We start from the raw sequence: 15,927 nt of genomic DNA, 5'->3' as shown, positions 1-15,927 counted from the left end.
CCCCGCACCGGGCGTCGTCGGAGGGTGCGCGGTGCGCGCAGGGGTCAGGCCCCTTCGCCGAGCACCGCCTCGATCAGCCGGCGCTGTTCATCGGTCAGGTCGGGATCGCGTAACTCGATCACCTTGCCGTCGATGTGGATGGAGTAGACGAAGCCGTCGGCCACGGGGCGCCCCGCCGACGGCGCTTCGGCGCTCAGCGCGCGTTCGGCCAGGCTCTCCAGCTCGGCTCCGTCGGGTCGGCAGTGCGTGTCGGCGGACCCTGTGCGCTCCCTGCCGGCGAACCCGCCGGTCCGGGTGATGACGATCAGCATGGTGGGACCTCCTGGTGAAGTGCGCCCCTCCCGTACGGGTGGGGAAGGCGGCGCATCGAGTAGATCGACGCCTCTCGCCTTCCCCCGAAACGCGCGGGCTTGCCTCCTGTGGGCGGCGAGGCTCAAGACGGCCGAAAACGGCCGGCGGCCGGGCGGGCCTTGCCGCCCCGGCCAGCCGGCCCACGGTCGCCTCCGCCCCGCCCATGCCGGAGTGCACCACCAGCAGAACGCCGTTGGGACGCAGCAGAGCCGAAGGAGCACGACCATCCCGGCCTCCACACCTGTTCGCAGGTACCGCAGAACATCCTTGGTGAGGCGCTCGCCGGGCAGGGCCGCCGGGATACCCGGCGGGTACCGGGTCAGCATTTCGGCTGCGATCCGGCCGTCCGCCTTCTGCCAGGTCACCTGCTCCGTTCGGCCGAAGAAGGCATCACGGGGCAGCGCCGCCTGCTCCAACCTCAACCTCGACGGCGGCGGGGCTTCCACGGGCTGTCCCGTACGAAGCTCCGCGGCATGCGCGGCCAGGTAGGTCAGGGCCGTCAGAAGCACCTCGGCCGTGTCGCTGTCGTCGGCGTGGGTGAGCTGGGCGCTGATGCGGCGGTGGTCGGCGATGTGGAGGTTGATGCGGTGCTCGTCCCGAAGCCGGTCGGCGGCGCGGTAGCCGGTGACCTCCCACGCGCTGATGTCGATGATGATCTGGAGGGGGTCCATGTCCGCCGCCCGGCCCGGCCCGCAGAAGTCGTCGCGGCCGTGCACGCGCATGCCGTTGATACGGGAGATCCGCTCGCGGGTCTTCTGAGCGAGGGCGAGTGCGTGGTCGTAGAGGGCCCCGCCTGCTCGACCATCTGGCGGCGCCAGCCGTCCCAGCGGTCCTCACGGCTCTTGAGCACCTCCGGTCGGACCAGGTCCCCCTGGAGGTGGAACACGGAGCTCTGCTCCAGGCCGGAGCCCATCTTGTGCACGGAGGTGACGCACACGTCGGCCCCGGCGTCCATGGCCCAGGTCGGCAGGTCCGGGTGGAAGGGCAGGTGGGCGCCCCATGCCTCGTCGACGATCAGGGGCCGGTGCTGGCGGTGGCAGACCTCGGCGATGGCGGCCAGGTCCGAGCAGGTGCCGTAGGGCGTGGGCGTGGTCACCAGCGCCCCGCGGGCGTCGGGGTGCTCGGCGAAAGCCGCCTCGACGGCCTCGGCGGCCGGCGGGTGGGCGAGGTGACGCTCGGCATCCCACTGCGGCTCCACCCAGACGGCCTGGATGCCCGAGAGGATCAGGCCGGACACCACGGATTTGTGCGCGCCCCGGCCTACCAGCAGCTTCTCGTGCGGTCCCGCGACGGACAGCATCGCCGACTTCACCGACAACCGCTTCGCCGAGCACGGCCCGCACCCTGGGGTCGGCGCCCCGTCCCTGTTTGTGCCCCGGAGGCGTGAACGGGGTCTGGCCGCTTTCTCGGTAGGCGGCCAACGCGTCGAGTACTGGTGCCTTCGAGTGGTCCATGACACGCGCCTGCCCGCAGACCCGGCCGGCCGGGACACGGCACCCGCGGGGCCGTTGGGGTGACAGTCGTGTGGCGCCCGACGGAGAACCCGTCACAGGGCTGCCCGAGCGGGCGGGGACGGGCAGGGATGGTGCGCTTCCCGTCCGGTCCCTGCAGCACAATGGAGCATCCCGTGAGCGCAGACATGTGGAGCTACAACCCCGGGTCGAACTACACGCCGGGCACCCGCCTGATCGGCTTCAAGGTCGAATCCAGTGACGGCCACATCGGCAAGGTCGACGAGCACACCGAGGACGTCGACGCCTCGTACATCGTCGTGGACACCGGACCGTGGATCTTCGGTAAACACGTCCTGATCCCTGCCGGCACGGTCGTCCGCGTCGACAGGGACGACGAGAAGATCCACATCAACCTCACCAAGGACCAGATCAAGGACTCCCCCGAATACGACAGGGAGAAGCACCGCGGCGACGCCGCCTACCGCGGTCGGCTCGGCCAGTACTACGGCCAAGACCACAGCTGACCCCGGCCGACGGCTGCCCCTGCGGCCCCCACCCCGCAGGGGAGCCGCAGCACCCGGGCCGGCTCGGGGCCGGTTGGGCAGGGATCGAGCGGGCAGGGCTCCGGGGCCGCGCCATCAGGACACCGACCGCAGGCCTGGCGGCGGGCAGGGCGCGGCCACCCGGGTGACCTCCGCCCGGCTCGCGGCCCCGTACCGCCGTGCACACGCGCGGCAACGCAAGGATGCACAGGCCGGTTCCCCCCTTTTTCGTGGCTGGAGTCTTTCAGTGCTCGAACGCAAGCAGCTCAAGGGCCGTACCCAGGTCACTTTCATCCTTCCCGAGGACGCTCCGGGCGGACCCGTCAGCGTCGTCGGAGACTTCAACCAATGGGACCCCGCCGCCCACCCCTTGGCACCCCGCGGGGACGGAACCCGCGCCGCAACCGTCGTCCTCCCGGCGAAGAGCGCTCATTCCTTCCGCTACCTCGCGGTCGGCGACTACTGGTTCGACGACGAACAGGCCGACAGCCACGACGGCGTCAACAGCCGCCTGCACACCTGACCTTCGGCCGCCGGCCCGACCGGGGCCGGTACGGCACGGGTGGACTATCCCGCCGCGCCATTCAAGGTCCGGCCGTCCCGTGCCGTCGCCGCGTCACCCGGTTCACCGGGCCATGCGGTACGCAGCCGCTCCCGCGCCGCGGCCAGCGCGGCTTCGATATCACGCGTCCCGGTCGACACGCACAGCGTGTAGACCACATCCTCCATCTGCTGCCGCACCGGCCCGTGGGGGCCTGCGGCCCGGAGCTGCGACTCCGTCTCGTACTCCTCCACCAGACGTGCCAGCAACGTGGGGTGAGTCATCATCACGATCTCGCTCCTTCACAAGCGTCGCCGTCGGGGGCGGCCGGCTGCCCCCGACGCGTCGCCTGCCCGGGCACGGGCATCCCATGCGCCACGGGCGTCGCTGCAATGGCCCCGCGACCGACACGGCCGCGGTGGGTGAGTGGGGTGAGTGCCGCCCCCGGCGCTCCTTACGCTGTCGCTCCGTCCGCGCCAATATCGGCCGGCGGGAGTCCGGCCAGGGCTGCGGCCCGCCGGGTCGGCCGCGGGACGGCACCGAGCCATTCGCAGAACAGCACGGTGGCGTCGTCCTGAAGGCGGCCGTCGTGGTGTTCGAGAACGGCGTGGATGAGGCGGCGCAGGGTTTCGGGGACCGGCAGGCCGGCGGCGTGGTGACGGATGAGGAAGTCGGTGAAGCGGGCCAGGCCGAATTCCTCGTTGCCGGCCCGGCGGGCTTCGGTGATGCCGTCGGTGTAGAGCACCAACCGGTCACCGGGCTCCAACTGGTCCCGGCACAGAATGGCGGGAAGGCCGAGAGCGGTGCCCATGGGGTGGGCGGGCGGGCAGTCCAGCAGGGTGCTCCAGCGGCCACCGCGGATGATCACCGGTGGGTGATGGCCACGATTGACCCAGGTCAGGACCCCGGTCCGGGTATCGAGGTCGGCAAGGATGCCAGTGACGTAGCGGGACTGACCGTACTGTTCGATCAGAACCTCCTCGATCCTGTCGCTCGTCTCCACCAACCCGGCGCCTTGGCGGCGCGCATTGCGGCAGGCACCCATCGCCAGGTTGGCGGTCAGCCCGGCGGCCGTATCGTGCCCCATGGCGTCGAACAGCGACAGGTGCACCACGTGCCCGGCGATCGCGTAGTCGTACGCGTCCCCGCTGATCGTGTAGGCGGGCTCCATGGCCGCTGAAATCATCACGCGGCCGTCCGCGTACGTGGGCGGCGGCATCAGGTGCCACTGCATCTCCGCCGCGACGTGGAGCGGCTTGACACGCGTCAGGCGGGCGTACGAGTCGCTGCTGCGCCGCTTGCTGTCGATGAGCAGAGCAAGCAGGGCGGACAGCAGTTCCATGTCCTCCAGAGCCCGCGGGTCGGCGTTGGCGGTGGTGATCCGCAGGACGCCCAGGCGTTCGGTACCGTCCAGCAGCGGCACCCACCAGTGACTCCCCGCCCCGCTCGCCTCGCCACCGGCCACGAGCTGACCGTACTGGAAGGCACGCCCGGCCACCGTGCCCTCGATCTTCAGCTCGGTCTCCTCCCCCACCGCCCCCAGTCCGGCGTCCGGCCCCACGCCGGTGAGCAGACGCAGCACGTCACCCCGCAGATCGACCACGTAGATCAGTACCTGGGTGAAGCCGGCACCGGCCGCATACTCGGCCGCCTTCGCCGGCAGGAGCTCCAGCGGCATCAGGTGGCTCGCCAGCAGCAGGCTCCCCAGCATGCGCCGCCCCTGTGCGTCCCGGTCCCGGTCGTTCACCGCAGCACCCTGGCCCTCTGATCCTCTGGTCCTCACTTCGAGCAGGCACACTGCCGATACCGGTGCGCAGGTGCCCTCACTCCCACTCTCCTCCTCCACGGCTCCGTGAGACAGGCGGGCCGAAACCGTCGGGGGGACCTTCGCCGGCCCTGTTCACTCCGCACGCCGGGCATCGAAGGTGACGTCGTCCACCGCGCAGATGTCCGCGGACATGTTGCGACGCATCATGCGCAGGGCCGCCGCGGCCAGGTCGGCGTCGATGTGGGCGACCGCGTCGGCCGCTACGACGACATCGAAGTGCCGGATGTGGGCATCCAGAGCCGAGTACATCACGCACTGTTCGGTCACCTGCCCGCACAGGACCAGGCGCTCGGTCGCCAGTTGGCCCAACAGGTGGGCCAGTGGGGTTTCGTAGAAGATCGAGTGCCTCGCCTTGACGACGAAGAGCGAGTTCTCGTCGGGCGCGACCGGCTCCACCAGATCGCTGTGGTGGCCGTCGAGGGCAGCCCGCAGGATCTCCCCGTGGCGTGAACGCCACTCCCCGAAATTGTCGTTCACGTAGATGACGGGCGAGTCGCTGGTCCGGGCGTGCTTCAACAGGGCCGTGACCCCGTGCAGCGCCTCACGAACGGACGGCACCAGGGCGTCGGCGTCCTCGTGTGCGTAGGTGTTGAGCATGTCGATCACGATGAGCGCTGTACGAGGCATGGAAGCCGCCGCCTCTCGACCCGTCCATCCAGCCCGTGACCGCCCGTCGGCGGCGGACCGCCGTGGGCCCGGGCTCGCGCGGTCCGGCCCGTCTGCTGATTCCAGTCTCCGTCATCCAGGGCGGTGCGGCCCGTGCGACGTGCTCACGAGGTCCACCACCGTCGTGGGCGCCGGTCGGCCGCTGAGGCCCGCACGCGCCCCCACGGCGCGCTGCACACGTTTGAAAGCGCGAGACGTGTGAAGAAGCGACTTGACCGTGGCCTTACCTCAGGAAGCAGGAGGCGCATCGTGGGCATCATCGCGTGGATTCTCATCGGTCTGTTTGCCGGCCTCATCGCCAAGGCGATCATGCCGGGCAAGGACCCCGGCGGCATCATCATCACCATACTCATCGGCATCGCGGGAGGCCTGCTCGGCGGCTGGCTCGGCAAGGTCATCTTCGGTGTCGACTCCATCGACGGCTTCTTCGACCTCTCGACCTGGATCGCCGCGATCATCGGCTCCGTCATCCTCCTGGCCCTCTACCGCCTGACGATCGGGAGCCGGCACTCTCACCGGCATGCCTGATGGCGACCGCGGTCCTCACCGGTCGCGGCCGGCTGTGCCTCCGCATGCCCACGAGGCGCCTCCGCGCGTTCGCCGGCCCGTCGTCCGGTGAGGGGGCGACATGAGCGACGTGCGCGATCCATCGGATGAGCCGTACGCGCGACTGCGTCGGGAGCGCGACCGGCGAGCGGACGATCTGTGGGCCGTCAGCCGCGCCCTCCACGCGGATCCCGAGCTCGCATACGCGGAGCGCCGTGCGGCCCGGCTGCTCACCGGCGAACTCCGGCGGGCGGGGTTCGCCGTCGAGTCGGGGACCGCCGGACTCGACACCGCTTTCGTCGCCCGCGCGGGACGCGGGCGAGGGCGATGCCTGGCCGCACTGGCGTTGCGCGGCGTGCTGGAGGAGGAGTTCGAGGGCGCGGTGCTCGCCGTGGGGACACCCGCGGAGGAGTGAGGCGGGGGCAAGGTCACCCTGGCCGAAGCCGGCGTGTTCGACGGTGTCGACGCTGCGCTGATGTTCCACCCCGGCGTTCATGACTGGTCATGGGCGCCGCTGACCGGGCAGACCCAGGTGCGCGTGGGCTTTCACGACCGGGCAGCGCATCCGACGGGCGATCCCACCCGCGGGATCGATGCCCTGACCTCCCTCATCCAGTTGTTCAACACCGCCGCCGTGATGAGCAGACGGTTGCCGTCCGGCTCACACGTCCAGGGAATCGTCAAACCGATGGGGACAGCGCAACCAACATCGTGCCGGCCTTCGCCGAAGGCCTGTTCGGCCTGCGCGCGGCCACGAGCACCGCACTTGACGCGCTGGTGGCCGAAATCGGCAGCTGGGCCGAGGGCGTGGCGGCCGCGACCGGCACCACGGTGGAGGTGACCCGGCTGCGGCCGGCCTCTGATTTCCGGGTCGCGGCGCTGAGTGCCGTGCCCGGGTGCCCTTACGGGGGCGGTGGCAGGGGCGCCGCCGGGGAGACGGACGGGGCGCCGTGAACGGCGGCCCCCGAGCCTGGCATGGGCGGCGGAGCATCGCGCCCGCACACCTCGCCTCGGAGGGTCGCAACCCGGCCTCCCCAAGTGCCTCGACGCACGGAACGGCCCGCCCTCGCACCCGTAGCCGCTGGTCCGAATTGCGCGAGATGCGGCGTGGTCGGGGTACGAGCACCATGACCGTGACATCACACCGTCGACGAAGGGTTCCGCCATGCCCCGAGGTTCCAGTCCCAAGCGCGAGCGTCAGTACGAGCACATCAAGGAGTCAGGCGAGAAGCGCGGCATGTCGGAGGAGCGTGCGAAGGAAATGGCCTCCCGCACCGTGAACAAGGAACGCGCCCGTTCCGGGGAGAGCAAGACGGCGAGCCGCAGCTCCACCCAGGGCAAGTCCGCCTCGCAACGCGGCGGCGAGAAGTCCCGTGGCGGCGGCGGTTCATCCGAACGCACCAAGGACGACCTCTACCAGGAGGCGAAGAAGCGCGGCGTCGAGGGTCGCTCCACGATGACCAAGCAGCAGCTCAAGAACGCCCTCGGCCACTGAGTCCGAGTGGCGTGAGTCCGCTTGGCCGTCCGTCATCGGCTCATCCGGCGCCCCCTCGCAGTGTGTGGGCCGCACTCGCCGACCCTGGGGGTGCTCCGTCCCTGACGCGGTGGTGATCGGCTCGGGCCCCGACGGGGTGCCGGACCGCCGGTGCGCGGGACTGGAGGGCCGGGTGCAGGACACCTGCGTCGGCCTGGCCGGCTTTGCGGCTGCCGATCGACCCGCAGGATCCGCTCGAACGCGCGGCGCCGGGTGGCTCCCGGGCCGTTCGCGCGGCCGCCCCGGCGCCTCACGCCTCGATCGTCATCTCCGCACACCGGGTGATGACGGAAGCGAGCCCCTGCCCGTCGGCGTGCAGCCGACGCTGCGCGCGGGCGCCGTTCCCCCGTTCGTGCAGGTGGGCAATGCCTTCCCGGACCCGCTCGTCATCGCCGTGGTCCTTCAACGCTTCGCGCACGTGCTGGTAGAGGGCATCGACCGCGTCCTCGGCAGACGTCTCCCGCATGCTCTCGGGATGGAGCAGGGGCCCGTCCAGACCTGACCGGCCGGCCCGCCAGGAGGCCAGGCGCAGCAGGCCCGTACCGATCCTGGCCGGAGGCCGCCCCTCCTGCCAGGCGCGGGCCGCCGTCTCGACCAGGCCGCGGATGAGGGCGGCGAGCAGGACCGGCGTGGAGGCGTCCAGGCAGACGTCGGCGACCCGCACCTCCACGGTGGGGTAGGTCGCCGACAGGCGGGCATCGAAGTAGATCATGCCCTCGTCGCGCAGGACTCCGGTTTCGATCATCGTGCGGACCTGCTCGTGGTAGCGGTCGGCGGAGCCGAAGATGTCCACCGGGCCGGCGGACGGCCACCGGTTCCACACTCTGCTGCGGTAGCTTCCGTATCCGCTGTCCTCACCCTGCCAGAAGGGCGAATTCGCGCTCATCGCCGTCAGGACGGCCAGCCAGGGCCTGATGCGGTCAAGGACCGCGACGCCCTCCTCGTCCGACGCGACCGACACGTGGACGTGGCACCCGCAGGTCAGCTGCTCCTGCGCCGTCAGTGCGAACTGCTCGCCCAGCCACCGGTAGCGCCGCCCGACATTCAACGACGGCTTGACGGGCAGCGGGGATGTCGCGACCGCCGCCACCACCGCGCCGGCACTCGCCGCGTGCCGGGCCGCCTCCCGGCGGATGCGGACGATCTCCTCCTGGAGCTCGCCCATTTCGGTGACCGGTTTCGTGGCGAACTCCAGCTGCTCCTTCTGCAGCTCCTTCTCGAACTCGTGGTCCCGTCGACCGTCCCGGCCGGGGCGCTGCCACGCCGAGCGCTCCGCGGCCGCCAGCACCGCCCCCGACACGGCGAGCGGGGCACCACTGTCCGCGTCCACGAGCAGCAGCTCTTCTTCCACGCCTACGCTTCGCATGTCGCCGCCTGTGGATCGAACCGTCAGATGCCCCGCGCCTTCCCTACCCCACCGCGACCATGCCGCCGCCGGGCCGACGCCCCGCTCCGCGCCAAGAACGGTCGCCGGCCGAGCCTCTTGGCCGATCTCCGGTCGCGCGGGCCGAGCGTCGCCGGTACGTGAGGATCCCAGATCGAGCCTGGCCCCGCGTGGTGGGTGAGCAGGAGCGGGGTAGACGGGCTGGGAGAGACGTAAGCCGTCGACAGCCGGACGTCGCCCCACGGTCGAGTCGCTCAGGAGGCCGACCGTGCCAACACCCGCAAAGATGCCACCGCCCGCTGTGGACCGTCCGGTGAGGCGTGGCGTCGGCAAGGACGAACCCATGGAAGCCGCTGTGTACGAAGGACCGCGGACGGTGACCGTCAAGGACGTCGCCGACGCGAAGATCGAGCCCCCTGCGACATCCTGGTGAAGATCACCACCACGAACATCTGTGGCTCCGACCTGCACATGTACGAAGGTCGGACCTCATTCGAGACGGGCCGGACGCTGGGCCACGAAAACCTCGGGCAGGTCGTCGAGGTGGGCAAGGCCGTCAGCAAGGTCAAAGTGGACGACTGGGTGGTCCTGCCCTTCAACATCGCCTGCGGCTTCTGCAAGCAGTGTGAGCGAGGTCTGACCAACTACTGCCTCACGATGCAGCCGAAGCCGGACATGGCCGGCGCCGCGTACGGCTTCGCCGAGATGGGCCCGTACCAGGGCGGCCAGGCGGAACTCCTGCGCGTCCCGTACGGCGACTTCAACGCCCTGCGCCTGGGTGAGGACGCCGCCGAGCGGCAGCTCGACTACGTGATGCTGGCCGACATCTTCCCCACCGGCTACCACGCCACCGAGATGGCGGGCGTCAAGCCCGGCGACCAGACCATCGTCTACGGCGCGGGCCCTGTCGGGCTCATGGCCGCCTACTCCGCGATCCTCAAGGGCGCGGGCCGCGTCTGGGTCCCCGACCACCAGCCCGATCGGCTCCGTCTCGCCGAGGAGATCGGCGCCGTCCCGATCAACACCGCTGAACAGGAACCGTCCGAAATCGAAGGCCGCTCCCACATGAACAAGCAGCAACTGGAACGGGCGCTCAAGGATTGAGCGCCCGGCCTTGCCGCGCGGGCGGCAACAAGGGACGCGGACGTACGGGAGAGATGGTCAGCCTCGGTCAGTGCTTGGCGCTCGGGACGGCGAGGGGCTCGCCCGGAGCCTTCTTCTTCGCCGTCTCCATCCGCTCGCCGAGTTCGGTGAGGCGGTTACGGCCCATGGCCTTGCGGACGTCGGGGAACCATTCCTTCTCCTCTTCCTCGACGTGGTGGCGGACGTTCTCCATCAGCACGCTCATCTTGGCGTCGAACCGCTCGTCGGCGGGGTCCAGGTCCTTCAGCTCGGAAAGCATCCACAGCACGACGTGGTGCTCCTCGATGCTCTCCAGGACATGGTCCTTGGTGTCGGGGGCCGCCTCCCGCACGGCCGGGTAAAAGATCTTCTCCTCGATCCAGGTGTGCGTGGTCAGCTCGTCGATCACCTTGTCGGCAATCCTCCGCTTCTCCGCGTGAGCATCTTCACCGGCCTTCTCGAACTGCTTGAAAAGCTTCTCGACCGTCTTGTGGTCTTCCTTGAGCAGCACGATCCCGTCCACCACAGCCTCCAGAGGTCGCGTCACCGGGCGACGCGGCCGGTCACCCCACGCCCGTGTACCCGGCCCGCACTCGGACCGCTCGTCGAAACAAGAATTTGGCCAGAATGGGCGACTCGTCTACGCCGTCCGCTTCGGCTCGCCGCGCCCCGCACACCCCGCCATAAACCCGTTCGGCGTCTGATATGTCAGTGGATCGCGGGTAGGGGCCGCGCATGACTCCTATCGAAACACTCGCCGCCGAGGGCCAGCCGTCGCTCTTCCTCATGTTCGCCGGAGTGGTCCTTGTCGTCCTCCTGGTCGGTGCATTCTGGTACGGGAGCAAGCGCAGGCGCCGGGAGGCACCGCCGGCCGCGCAGAACCCTGTCGCACAGCGCCGCCAGGACTCCTGGCAGACCCCGGACGGGCATGCGCGTGACGAGCAGGACCAGGAGTAGCCCCACCCGTGGCCACCCGCGCCCGCAAGGGCGGGACTTCAGGAGGGGGGCGTTGCGGTGTGGTCAGGATGGTGGTGAGTGCGGCGGATCGTTTTGAGGCGGGCCTCCAGGAGGTGGCCCCGCCCGCCGGCCACCTCGTCGACGATGTCCCGTTCCACTGCCGCGAAGGGCTGGTAGTAGGTGGAGTTGTACGCCTCGATGATCTGGAACGTCCAGTGGCCCGGGATGACATTGCGGCCCACGATCTCGCGCTCTACCCGATCGGCCTGCTCCTCGTGCCCCGCCACGCGCAGGAGCCGGACCGCGTCGCCGAGCTCGAAGTCCGCTGTCCCGGTCAGCTGGTGGAACCCGTAGAGGTGACCGCGGGCCCGCTCGGTGGTTTCCAGCGCCTTCGAAAGCGCACCCAGGGCACGCACCGTCTTGACGTCGACACCTTCCGGAACCTGGTGTGCCGGATCCATCTCGTGATTGCTGTCCATGGAGGGTGTTCTGCCCGTACGCCGCTTCATTTCTTGGGGGATGGGGCCAAGCGGCGTAAGAAGGCTCCCCGGATGCACCGGCCCCATGGGCGGGCGGTCACTCACCCTCGAATGCGAAGACCTCCATCAGCGCGGCTTCCTGCTCCTTCACGTCTCCAGCACTCCTGGCGATCACCGCGTACCGCCAGGAACGGCCGTCGGGCGGCGCGTCCGCGTAGAGAACCACGCCCTCGCCGCGATCCGGGTCGAACGCGAGGCGGGATGCGCGCAGCCGCGAGAGAGCCGTTGCGAAGTCCATGGGGCTCCGCGTCCACCCCTTCGACACCGACCAGGCCGGGTGGGGTCCGGTCGTTCCCGCCGTCAGCCGGGTGACCATGGCGTGGGGAGTGGTGGTGGCCGTACGACGGATGTTGCTCTCACTCGCGTACGCGGTGCCGTCCGCGTCGACCAGCCCGTCGAGCCCGAAGGGCCCGCTGTAGCCGTGGTCGGCGAGGTGACGGCCCAGGGTCATCCCCCACTCCTCCATTTCGCCGGCCACGTGCGCGCAGGACGGCGGCAGCGGAGAGGCGTATCCCGTGAAGGATCCCTGAACCGTGCGCATCGCACCGCTGAAGAGCGCGCGTGCCCCGGTGGCGGTCACCTCCAGCTGGATACTGACCGAATCGGCCACATCGAGGCGCTCCTCCACCACCCACAGGCCCTCGGGCCCGCCGACCGGATCGAGCAGCAGGCTCGCCCCGCCCCTCAGGTCGTCACGGGACACGAAGCGCATCCCATGCCCGCCCGCCGAACGGTCGGGCTTCACCACGACGGCCTCGTGGTCCCGCAGCAGCTCGCGCGCCACACCCTCGGCCTCCGGGCGCCGGCACATCCGCCCCGTCGGCAGCCGCATGCCCAGTCGTCCGGCCGTCTCGCGGAACCCGGCTTTGGTGTTGAGCAGCATGGTCACATCCACAGCGGCCTCGGCGGCCTCGACCGTGGGGTACGGGTGCACCGCGATGCCGACGTCCCGGGCGAAGGCGATCGCCGACGCGTCCAACGCCGTCGGCAGCAGCGCCGCACCCCGGTCGCCCACGAGATCCCGTACGTGCTCGACGAGGCCGGCCTCGCGCACTGCCCGCGCGAGCGGGACGGCGCCCGCGGGCGGCACCTCGACGACCGCCACCGATTCCGGGGGCACCCCCGTCAGGTCGTACACGTACCGCAAGAACTCCGGGCCGAGTGATACGGGAGTGACGAACACGTCCCCCGGCCGAAGCAACCACGCCTTCCGCGGCGCTTGCTGGGCCCACTGCGCCAGGATCTCGCCCGCGTCGAGATCCACCGCCAGGTCGGAGAGGAAGTTCGCGAACACGACGATCGGGCCCGTCTCCGTCACCAGCTTGGCGGCCATGGGCCCAGCCTCTGCCGCACCCAGCGCATCGGCATCCCTTCGCGTCCGAACGGGTGACCTTCACCGGGCAGCTGGGACCATGGGAGCCGTCCGCGGTCGGTCACGCCCGAACCGCCCGCCCCCGAGGGCCGGTATCGCCCGCTGACGGCTGAACCGATCAGCCGGAGACGAGCACGGAGTCATCGAGGGTACCCGTGCCAGGCAGGCGGTGGCGGGTGGCGATGAGGGCGGCGCGCACGTCCGTCGTACCGGTGGACACGCAGAGCGCTCGCTCGACGTCCTCGATCTCCCGGCGCACGGGCGATTCGCCGTCCGCGGCGTCGAGCACGGACAACGCCCAGTAACGGCTGACGAGGCCGGGGAGCACGGCCGGGTGAGCCATCAACATGGGTGATTGCCTTTCGCCAGCGGATCCGTATCGTGGCCGTCGCCTACCCTCCCGATCACCGCTGAACCCGTCCGCAGCCCGTGCGCTACGCGTCCTGTGCGTCCTGTCCGTCGGGGTAGACGACGAGGAGCGTGCAGCCGGTCGCGGACTGCGGGTAGTGCACGGAGCCAGGCTCGGCGCAGAGCACCGTGCCTGCCTGCCAGGTGTCCGTGCCGTCGCCGAACTCGCCCTCGACGACGTGAACGAACTCGCGGACCGTGTGCCGGTCCTCGCCGAATCGTGCGCCCGGCGCGAACTCCAGCAGCATGATGACACTCGGGTCGTGGGGTGTGCCCTCCTTGAGGAGACGCGCGGTGATGTGCTCGTTGATCCGCATGTCCGATATCGAGGCCTGGTCCGGACGAACGCCCACGAAACCCGGAAGCATAGCTGTCTCCACTTCAACTGCTGTGCGGTGAAGACCTGTTGTCGTCCACCGGATGTCGATCAGCGTAGGGATCCTCGACGGCGCTTACTACGCCACAGATGCACCGATTGCCGCATGATGCACAGCACGCGTGCACACCTCGGCGCCGCAGGCCTTGACGACCGGGGCCGAGGTGAGGGCCGGCGGCCCGGCAGGCGGCCTTCGGCTCCGATGCGTGATGCATCGCGTCCGCCGTCATCGGCCGTACCTGCCGTCTCGCGGCCTCGGCTCCCCGGATAGCCTCACACCTCACCCTCGTCGGAGGAGACGTGATGCTCACCCTCGCGGCCCTGGCCCGCCGGCCCGAGTACGTCCTGCACCCCCTGCACCCCGCTGTCCCCCACGACCGGGTCGTGGACCGTGCCGCGCTGGTCGCGCCCTGCGACGGCCCCGGCAGGCTTTCCGGCACGCTCCTGATCTGTTCACCCGACGCGATCGACTCGGGGCAGGCACGCGCCTGGCTGCGGAAGCTCGCCGACCGAGGCGCCGTCGGCTTGGTCCTCGCCGCGGACACTCCGGCCCATACGCGAGGCCCGCTGATCGAGGCCGCGTCCCACGCGGCCCTCCCGCTGCTCGCTTCTGGCGCACCCGTGGCGGCCTGGCGGCACACCCTGATCCCGCGGATCACCGAACACCGGCGGCAGGCGGGCGACCGGCACGCGGCGTGTCTCGCCCACCTCCTGGACCACCTCAGCGGTGACGACCACCCGGACGACCTCCTGGACTGGCTGGCCCACCAGCTGGATGCGGAGGTGAGCCTTCAGCGCGTCAGCTCCAGACCTGCCCCCTTCACCGAACGCCGACTGCCCGCAGCGGAACGCGCCTTCACCTCGACGCACCCCGTCGGGGATGGTGACCGCTTCCTGGCCGCCCGCCGCCACCACGCCTTCAGCACCCCTGACCGGGACCTGTTGGCCCGCTCCGCCACTGTCCTCGCCGTCCGCGGGCACGCGTGCGGGCGCGGGGGTGACACGGCGCTCGCCGAGACCCTGCACGCCGTACGCCTGGCGGCGTTCCAGGCCTTGATGGTCGGTCACATCGAACCGGCCCGGCGCATCCTGGAGCCCCTCTCCCCCCACATGCTCGACACGGACGACGTCCAGATCGCCATCATGGAGTGCGCCGGCACCTCCCGCGAGGAAACGTTCGCCCGAGTCGAGACGCTCTTGTCCGACACCGGCCTGGCAGTACGGTGCCCCGCCTTCGACGAGCACATCGTCGTCGTCGCCCCCCACCCCGATCCCGACCTGCGAGAAGCACCGGCCGTCACCGCCCTGCGCCCGCTCGTCGCCGATCGCGGCCGCCGACTGAGTCTGGGCATCAGCCCCTCACTGCCCGTCGAGGACACCGCCACCTGCTTCAGCCTGGCCTACGACGCCATCGCCACCGCCCGGATCAGCCCCGGCCGCACCGCGGTCGCCTCCCGCACCCCCGGTCTGCTCGACGCACTCGACCCGGCCACCGCACAGCAGTGGGCCACCGCCCTGCTCCACCCGGTCCTCAGCCGGCCTGGCGCCGACCGGCAACTGCCCACCGTCACCCTCGGCCTCGAATTCGACGTCTCGGCCGCCTCCCGGATACTCGGCATCCACCGCAACACCCTCAGCCGCCGCATACGCGGCATGCTCCAGGCCACCGGCCTCGACACCGACCGCACCGCCGATCGCATCACCTTGTCCCTGGCTCTGCAGATCCACTCCCTCCACGGCCCCGCGGCCGACCCGGCCCCCCACCCCACGCCCACCCTCGCCCACCTGCTGGCGCAGCCACCGGTCACCGACTGGGCCACTACCGCGCTCGCCCCACTCGGCCAGGAATGCACCGACCGGCGCACCACCACCGGCGACGCCCTCGCTCAGACCCTCCGCACGTGGGCCGCCGAGGACTTCCGGGTGGACGCCACCGCCCGACGCCTCGGTCTCTACCCGGCCACCGTCCGTGGGCACGTCCGCGCCGCCGAGGCGCTCCTGGGATGGATGCTGCTGTCCACCCTCCCCGCGGGTCCGCCGCACGACGACGAAGAAGCCCCCGGCAAACAGTCCGGGCTACGAAGTCTCGCCGCCGCGCTCCAGGCCACCCCCGGATCGCCCCGGCCCGTCCTGCCCGACCCCACTCACCATGCGGTGTCGTGCCAGTCGTCGCTGTCGTAGCACAGCGTTGCTGTGACGCCAACGGCCTGCGCGGGACGAATAGGGGCAGTCTGTACTGCGAGCGCCTCCGCGTGCGCCCTTCCGGCTGTGCCGGGCGGCGCGCAGCCTTGTGCATCCAGTCGTCGG

The 15,927-nt window shown here is 70.6% G+C and carries 18 protein-coding genes and 2 pseudogenes; 9 read left to right on the top strand and 11 right to left on the bottom strand.

Going from position 1 to position 15,927, the window contains the following annotated elements:
• Positions 1-44: 44 nt before the first annotated feature.
• Together OG295_RS36475 and OG295_RS36470 are read right to left on the bottom strand one after the other, a co-directional pair.
• Positions 45-578: a protealysin inhibitor emfourin gene (locus OG295_RS36475; RefSeq protein ID WP_371681416.1), complete on the bottom strand. Its 534-nt coding sequence runs from the start codon at positions 576-578 to the stop codon at positions 45-47.
• Positions 570-1,805, bottom strand: a pseudogene (locus tag OG295_RS36470) (aminotransferase class I/II-fold pyridoxal phosphate-dependent enzyme); the annotation flags it as partial. The gene OG295_RS36475 and the pseudogene OG295_RS36470, both read right to left, overlap by 9 nt.
• A 173-nt stretch (positions 1,806-1,978) precedes the next feature.
• Here OG295_RS36470 and OG295_RS36465 point away from each other — a divergent pair.
• Together OG295_RS36465 and OG295_RS36460 are read left to right on the top strand one after the other, a co-directional pair.
• Entirely contained in the window at positions 1,979-2,329 is a 351-nt protein-coding gene (locus tag OG295_RS36465; RefSeq protein WP_371680953.1) for a PRC-barrel domain-containing protein, read from the top strand.
• 265 nt (positions 2,330-2,594) lie between these two features.
• Complete coding sequence (locus OG295_RS36460; RefSeq protein WP_371680952.1) at positions 2,595-2,870, top strand: isoamylase early set domain-containing protein; 276 nt, start codon at positions 2,595-2,597, stop codon at positions 2,868-2,870.
• Between the two features lie 44 nt (positions 2,871-2,914).
• Here OG295_RS36460 and OG295_RS36455 read toward each other — a convergent pair whose 3' ends face one another.
• From OG295_RS36455 to OG295_RS36445, 3 genes are all read right to left on the bottom strand, one after another.
• Positions 2,915-3,175 carry a DUF5133 domain-containing protein gene (locus tag OG295_RS36455; RefSeq protein ID WP_371681415.1) on the bottom strand — a complete coding sequence of 87 codons (261 nt, stop codon included), beginning with the start codon at positions 3,173-3,175 and terminating at the stop codon, positions 2,915-2,917.
• A 167-nt stretch (positions 3,176-3,342) separates the two neighbouring features.
• On the bottom strand, positions 3,343-4,599 hold the full coding sequence (locus OG295_RS36450; protein WP_371681414.1) for a PP2C family protein-serine/threonine phosphatase: 1,257 nt from the start codon (positions 4,597-4,599) through the stop codon (positions 3,343-3,345).
• Between the two features lie 189 nt (positions 4,600-4,788).
• Positions 4,789-5,343, bottom strand: a complete 555-nt coding sequence (locus OG295_RS36445) for a cysteine hydrolase family protein (RefSeq protein WP_371680951.1) — start codon at positions 5,341-5,343, stop codon at positions 4,789-4,791.
• 288 nt (positions 5,344-5,631) lie between these two features.
• On the opposite strand from OG295_RS36445, the gene OG295_RS36440 reads away from it, so the two are divergent.
• The 4 genes from OG295_RS36440 to OG295_RS36425 all read left to right on the top strand — a co-directional run bounded on the left by OG295_RS36440 (position 5,632) and on the right by OG295_RS36425 (position 7,423).
• The gene (locus OG295_RS36440) at positions 5,632-5,910 is read left to right on the top strand and encodes a GlsB/YeaQ/YmgE family stress response membrane protein (RefSeq protein ID WP_371680950.1); all 279 of its coding nucleotides are present in this window, start codon (positions 5,632-5,634) and stop codon (positions 5,908-5,910) included.
• Positions 5,911-6,010: 100 nt separating this feature from the next.
• Complete coding sequence (locus OG295_RS36435; protein ID WP_371680949.1) at positions 6,011-6,343, top strand: hypothetical protein; 333 nt, start codon at positions 6,011-6,013, stop codon at positions 6,341-6,343.
• 296 nt (positions 6,344-6,639) lie between these two features.
• On the top strand, positions 6,640-6,882 hold the full coding sequence (locus OG295_RS36430) for a hypothetical protein (protein WP_371680948.1): 243 nt from the start codon (positions 6,640-6,642) through the stop codon (positions 6,880-6,882).
• 211 nt (positions 6,883-7,093) lie between these two features.
• Positions 7,094-7,423: a plasmid stabilization protein gene (locus OG295_RS36425; protein WP_371680947.1), complete on the top strand. Its 330-nt coding sequence runs from the start codon at positions 7,094-7,096 to the stop codon at positions 7,421-7,423.
• 289 nt (positions 7,424-7,712) lie between these two features.
• On the opposite strand, the gene OG295_RS36420 is transcribed toward OG295_RS36425, so the two are convergent.
• Positions 7,713-8,828 (bottom strand): glutamate--cysteine ligase, encoded by a 1,116-nt coding sequence (locus tag OG295_RS36420; protein WP_371680946.1) that lies wholly within the window; start codon positions 8,826-8,828, stop codon positions 7,713-7,715.
• A 361-nt stretch (positions 8,829-9,189) separates the two neighbouring features.
• On the opposite strand from OG295_RS36420, the pseudogene OG295_RS36415 reads away from it, so the two are divergent.
• A pseudogene (locus OG295_RS36415) lies at positions 9,190-9,896 on the top strand (alcohol dehydrogenase catalytic domain-containing protein); the annotation flags it as partial.
• A 121-nt stretch (positions 9,897-10,017) separates the two neighbouring features.
• Here the strand turns inward: OG295_RS36415 and OG295_RS36410 are convergent.
• Complete coding sequence (locus OG295_RS36410; protein WP_371680944.1) at positions 10,018-10,491, bottom strand: hemerythrin domain-containing protein; 474 nt, start codon at positions 10,489-10,491, stop codon at positions 10,018-10,020.
• A 212-nt stretch (positions 10,492-10,703) separates the two neighbouring features.
• On the opposite strand from OG295_RS36410, the gene OG295_RS36405 reads away from it, so the two are divergent.
• Positions 10,704-10,925 (top strand): DUF6479 family protein, encoded by a 222-nt coding sequence (locus OG295_RS36405; RefSeq protein WP_371680943.1) that lies wholly within the window; start codon positions 10,704-10,706, stop codon positions 10,923-10,925.
• 38 nt (positions 10,926-10,963) lie between these two features.
• Here OG295_RS36405 and OG295_RS36400 read toward each other — a convergent pair whose 3' ends face one another.
• The 4 genes from OG295_RS36400 to OG295_RS36385 form a co-directional block, all read right to left on the bottom strand.
• Positions 10,964-11,404, bottom strand: coding sequence for a hypothetical protein (locus OG295_RS36400; RefSeq protein ID WP_371680942.1), 441 nt, complete (start codon positions 11,402-11,404; stop codon positions 10,964-10,966).
• Positions 11,405-11,501: 97 nt separating this feature from the next.
• Complete coding sequence (locus OG295_RS36395; protein WP_371680941.1) at positions 11,502-12,797, bottom strand: peptide ligase PGM1-related protein; 1,296 nt, start codon at positions 12,795-12,797, stop codon at positions 11,502-11,504.
• A gap of 157 nt (positions 12,798-12,954) precedes the next feature.
• Positions 12,955-13,185: a DUF5133 domain-containing protein gene (locus OG295_RS36390; RefSeq protein ID WP_371680940.1), complete on the bottom strand. Its 231-nt coding sequence runs from the start codon at positions 13,183-13,185 to the stop codon at positions 12,955-12,957.
• Between the two features lie 85 nt (positions 13,186-13,270).
• Entirely contained in the window at positions 13,271-13,597 is a 327-nt protein-coding gene (locus OG295_RS36385) for a cupin domain-containing protein (protein ID WP_371680939.1), read from the bottom strand.
• Positions 13,598-13,923: 326 nt separating this feature from the next.
• Here OG295_RS36385 and OG295_RS36380 point away from each other — a divergent pair, with 326 nt between their 5' ends.
• A complete protein-coding gene (locus OG295_RS36380; protein WP_371680938.1) occupies positions 13,924-15,801 on the top strand; it encodes a helix-turn-helix domain-containing protein in 1,878 nt (625 codons plus the stop codon).
• Positions 15,802-15,927: the final 126 nt, after the last annotated feature.

Source organism: Streptomyces sp. NBC_01276 (assembly GCF_041435355.1).
Taxonomy (GTDB): Bacteria; Actinomycetota; Actinomycetes; order Streptomycetales; family Streptomycetaceae; genus Streptomyces.
Note: the sequence above shows the minus strand (reverse complement) of the source record. Positions and strands in the feature narration are given on the sequence as shown.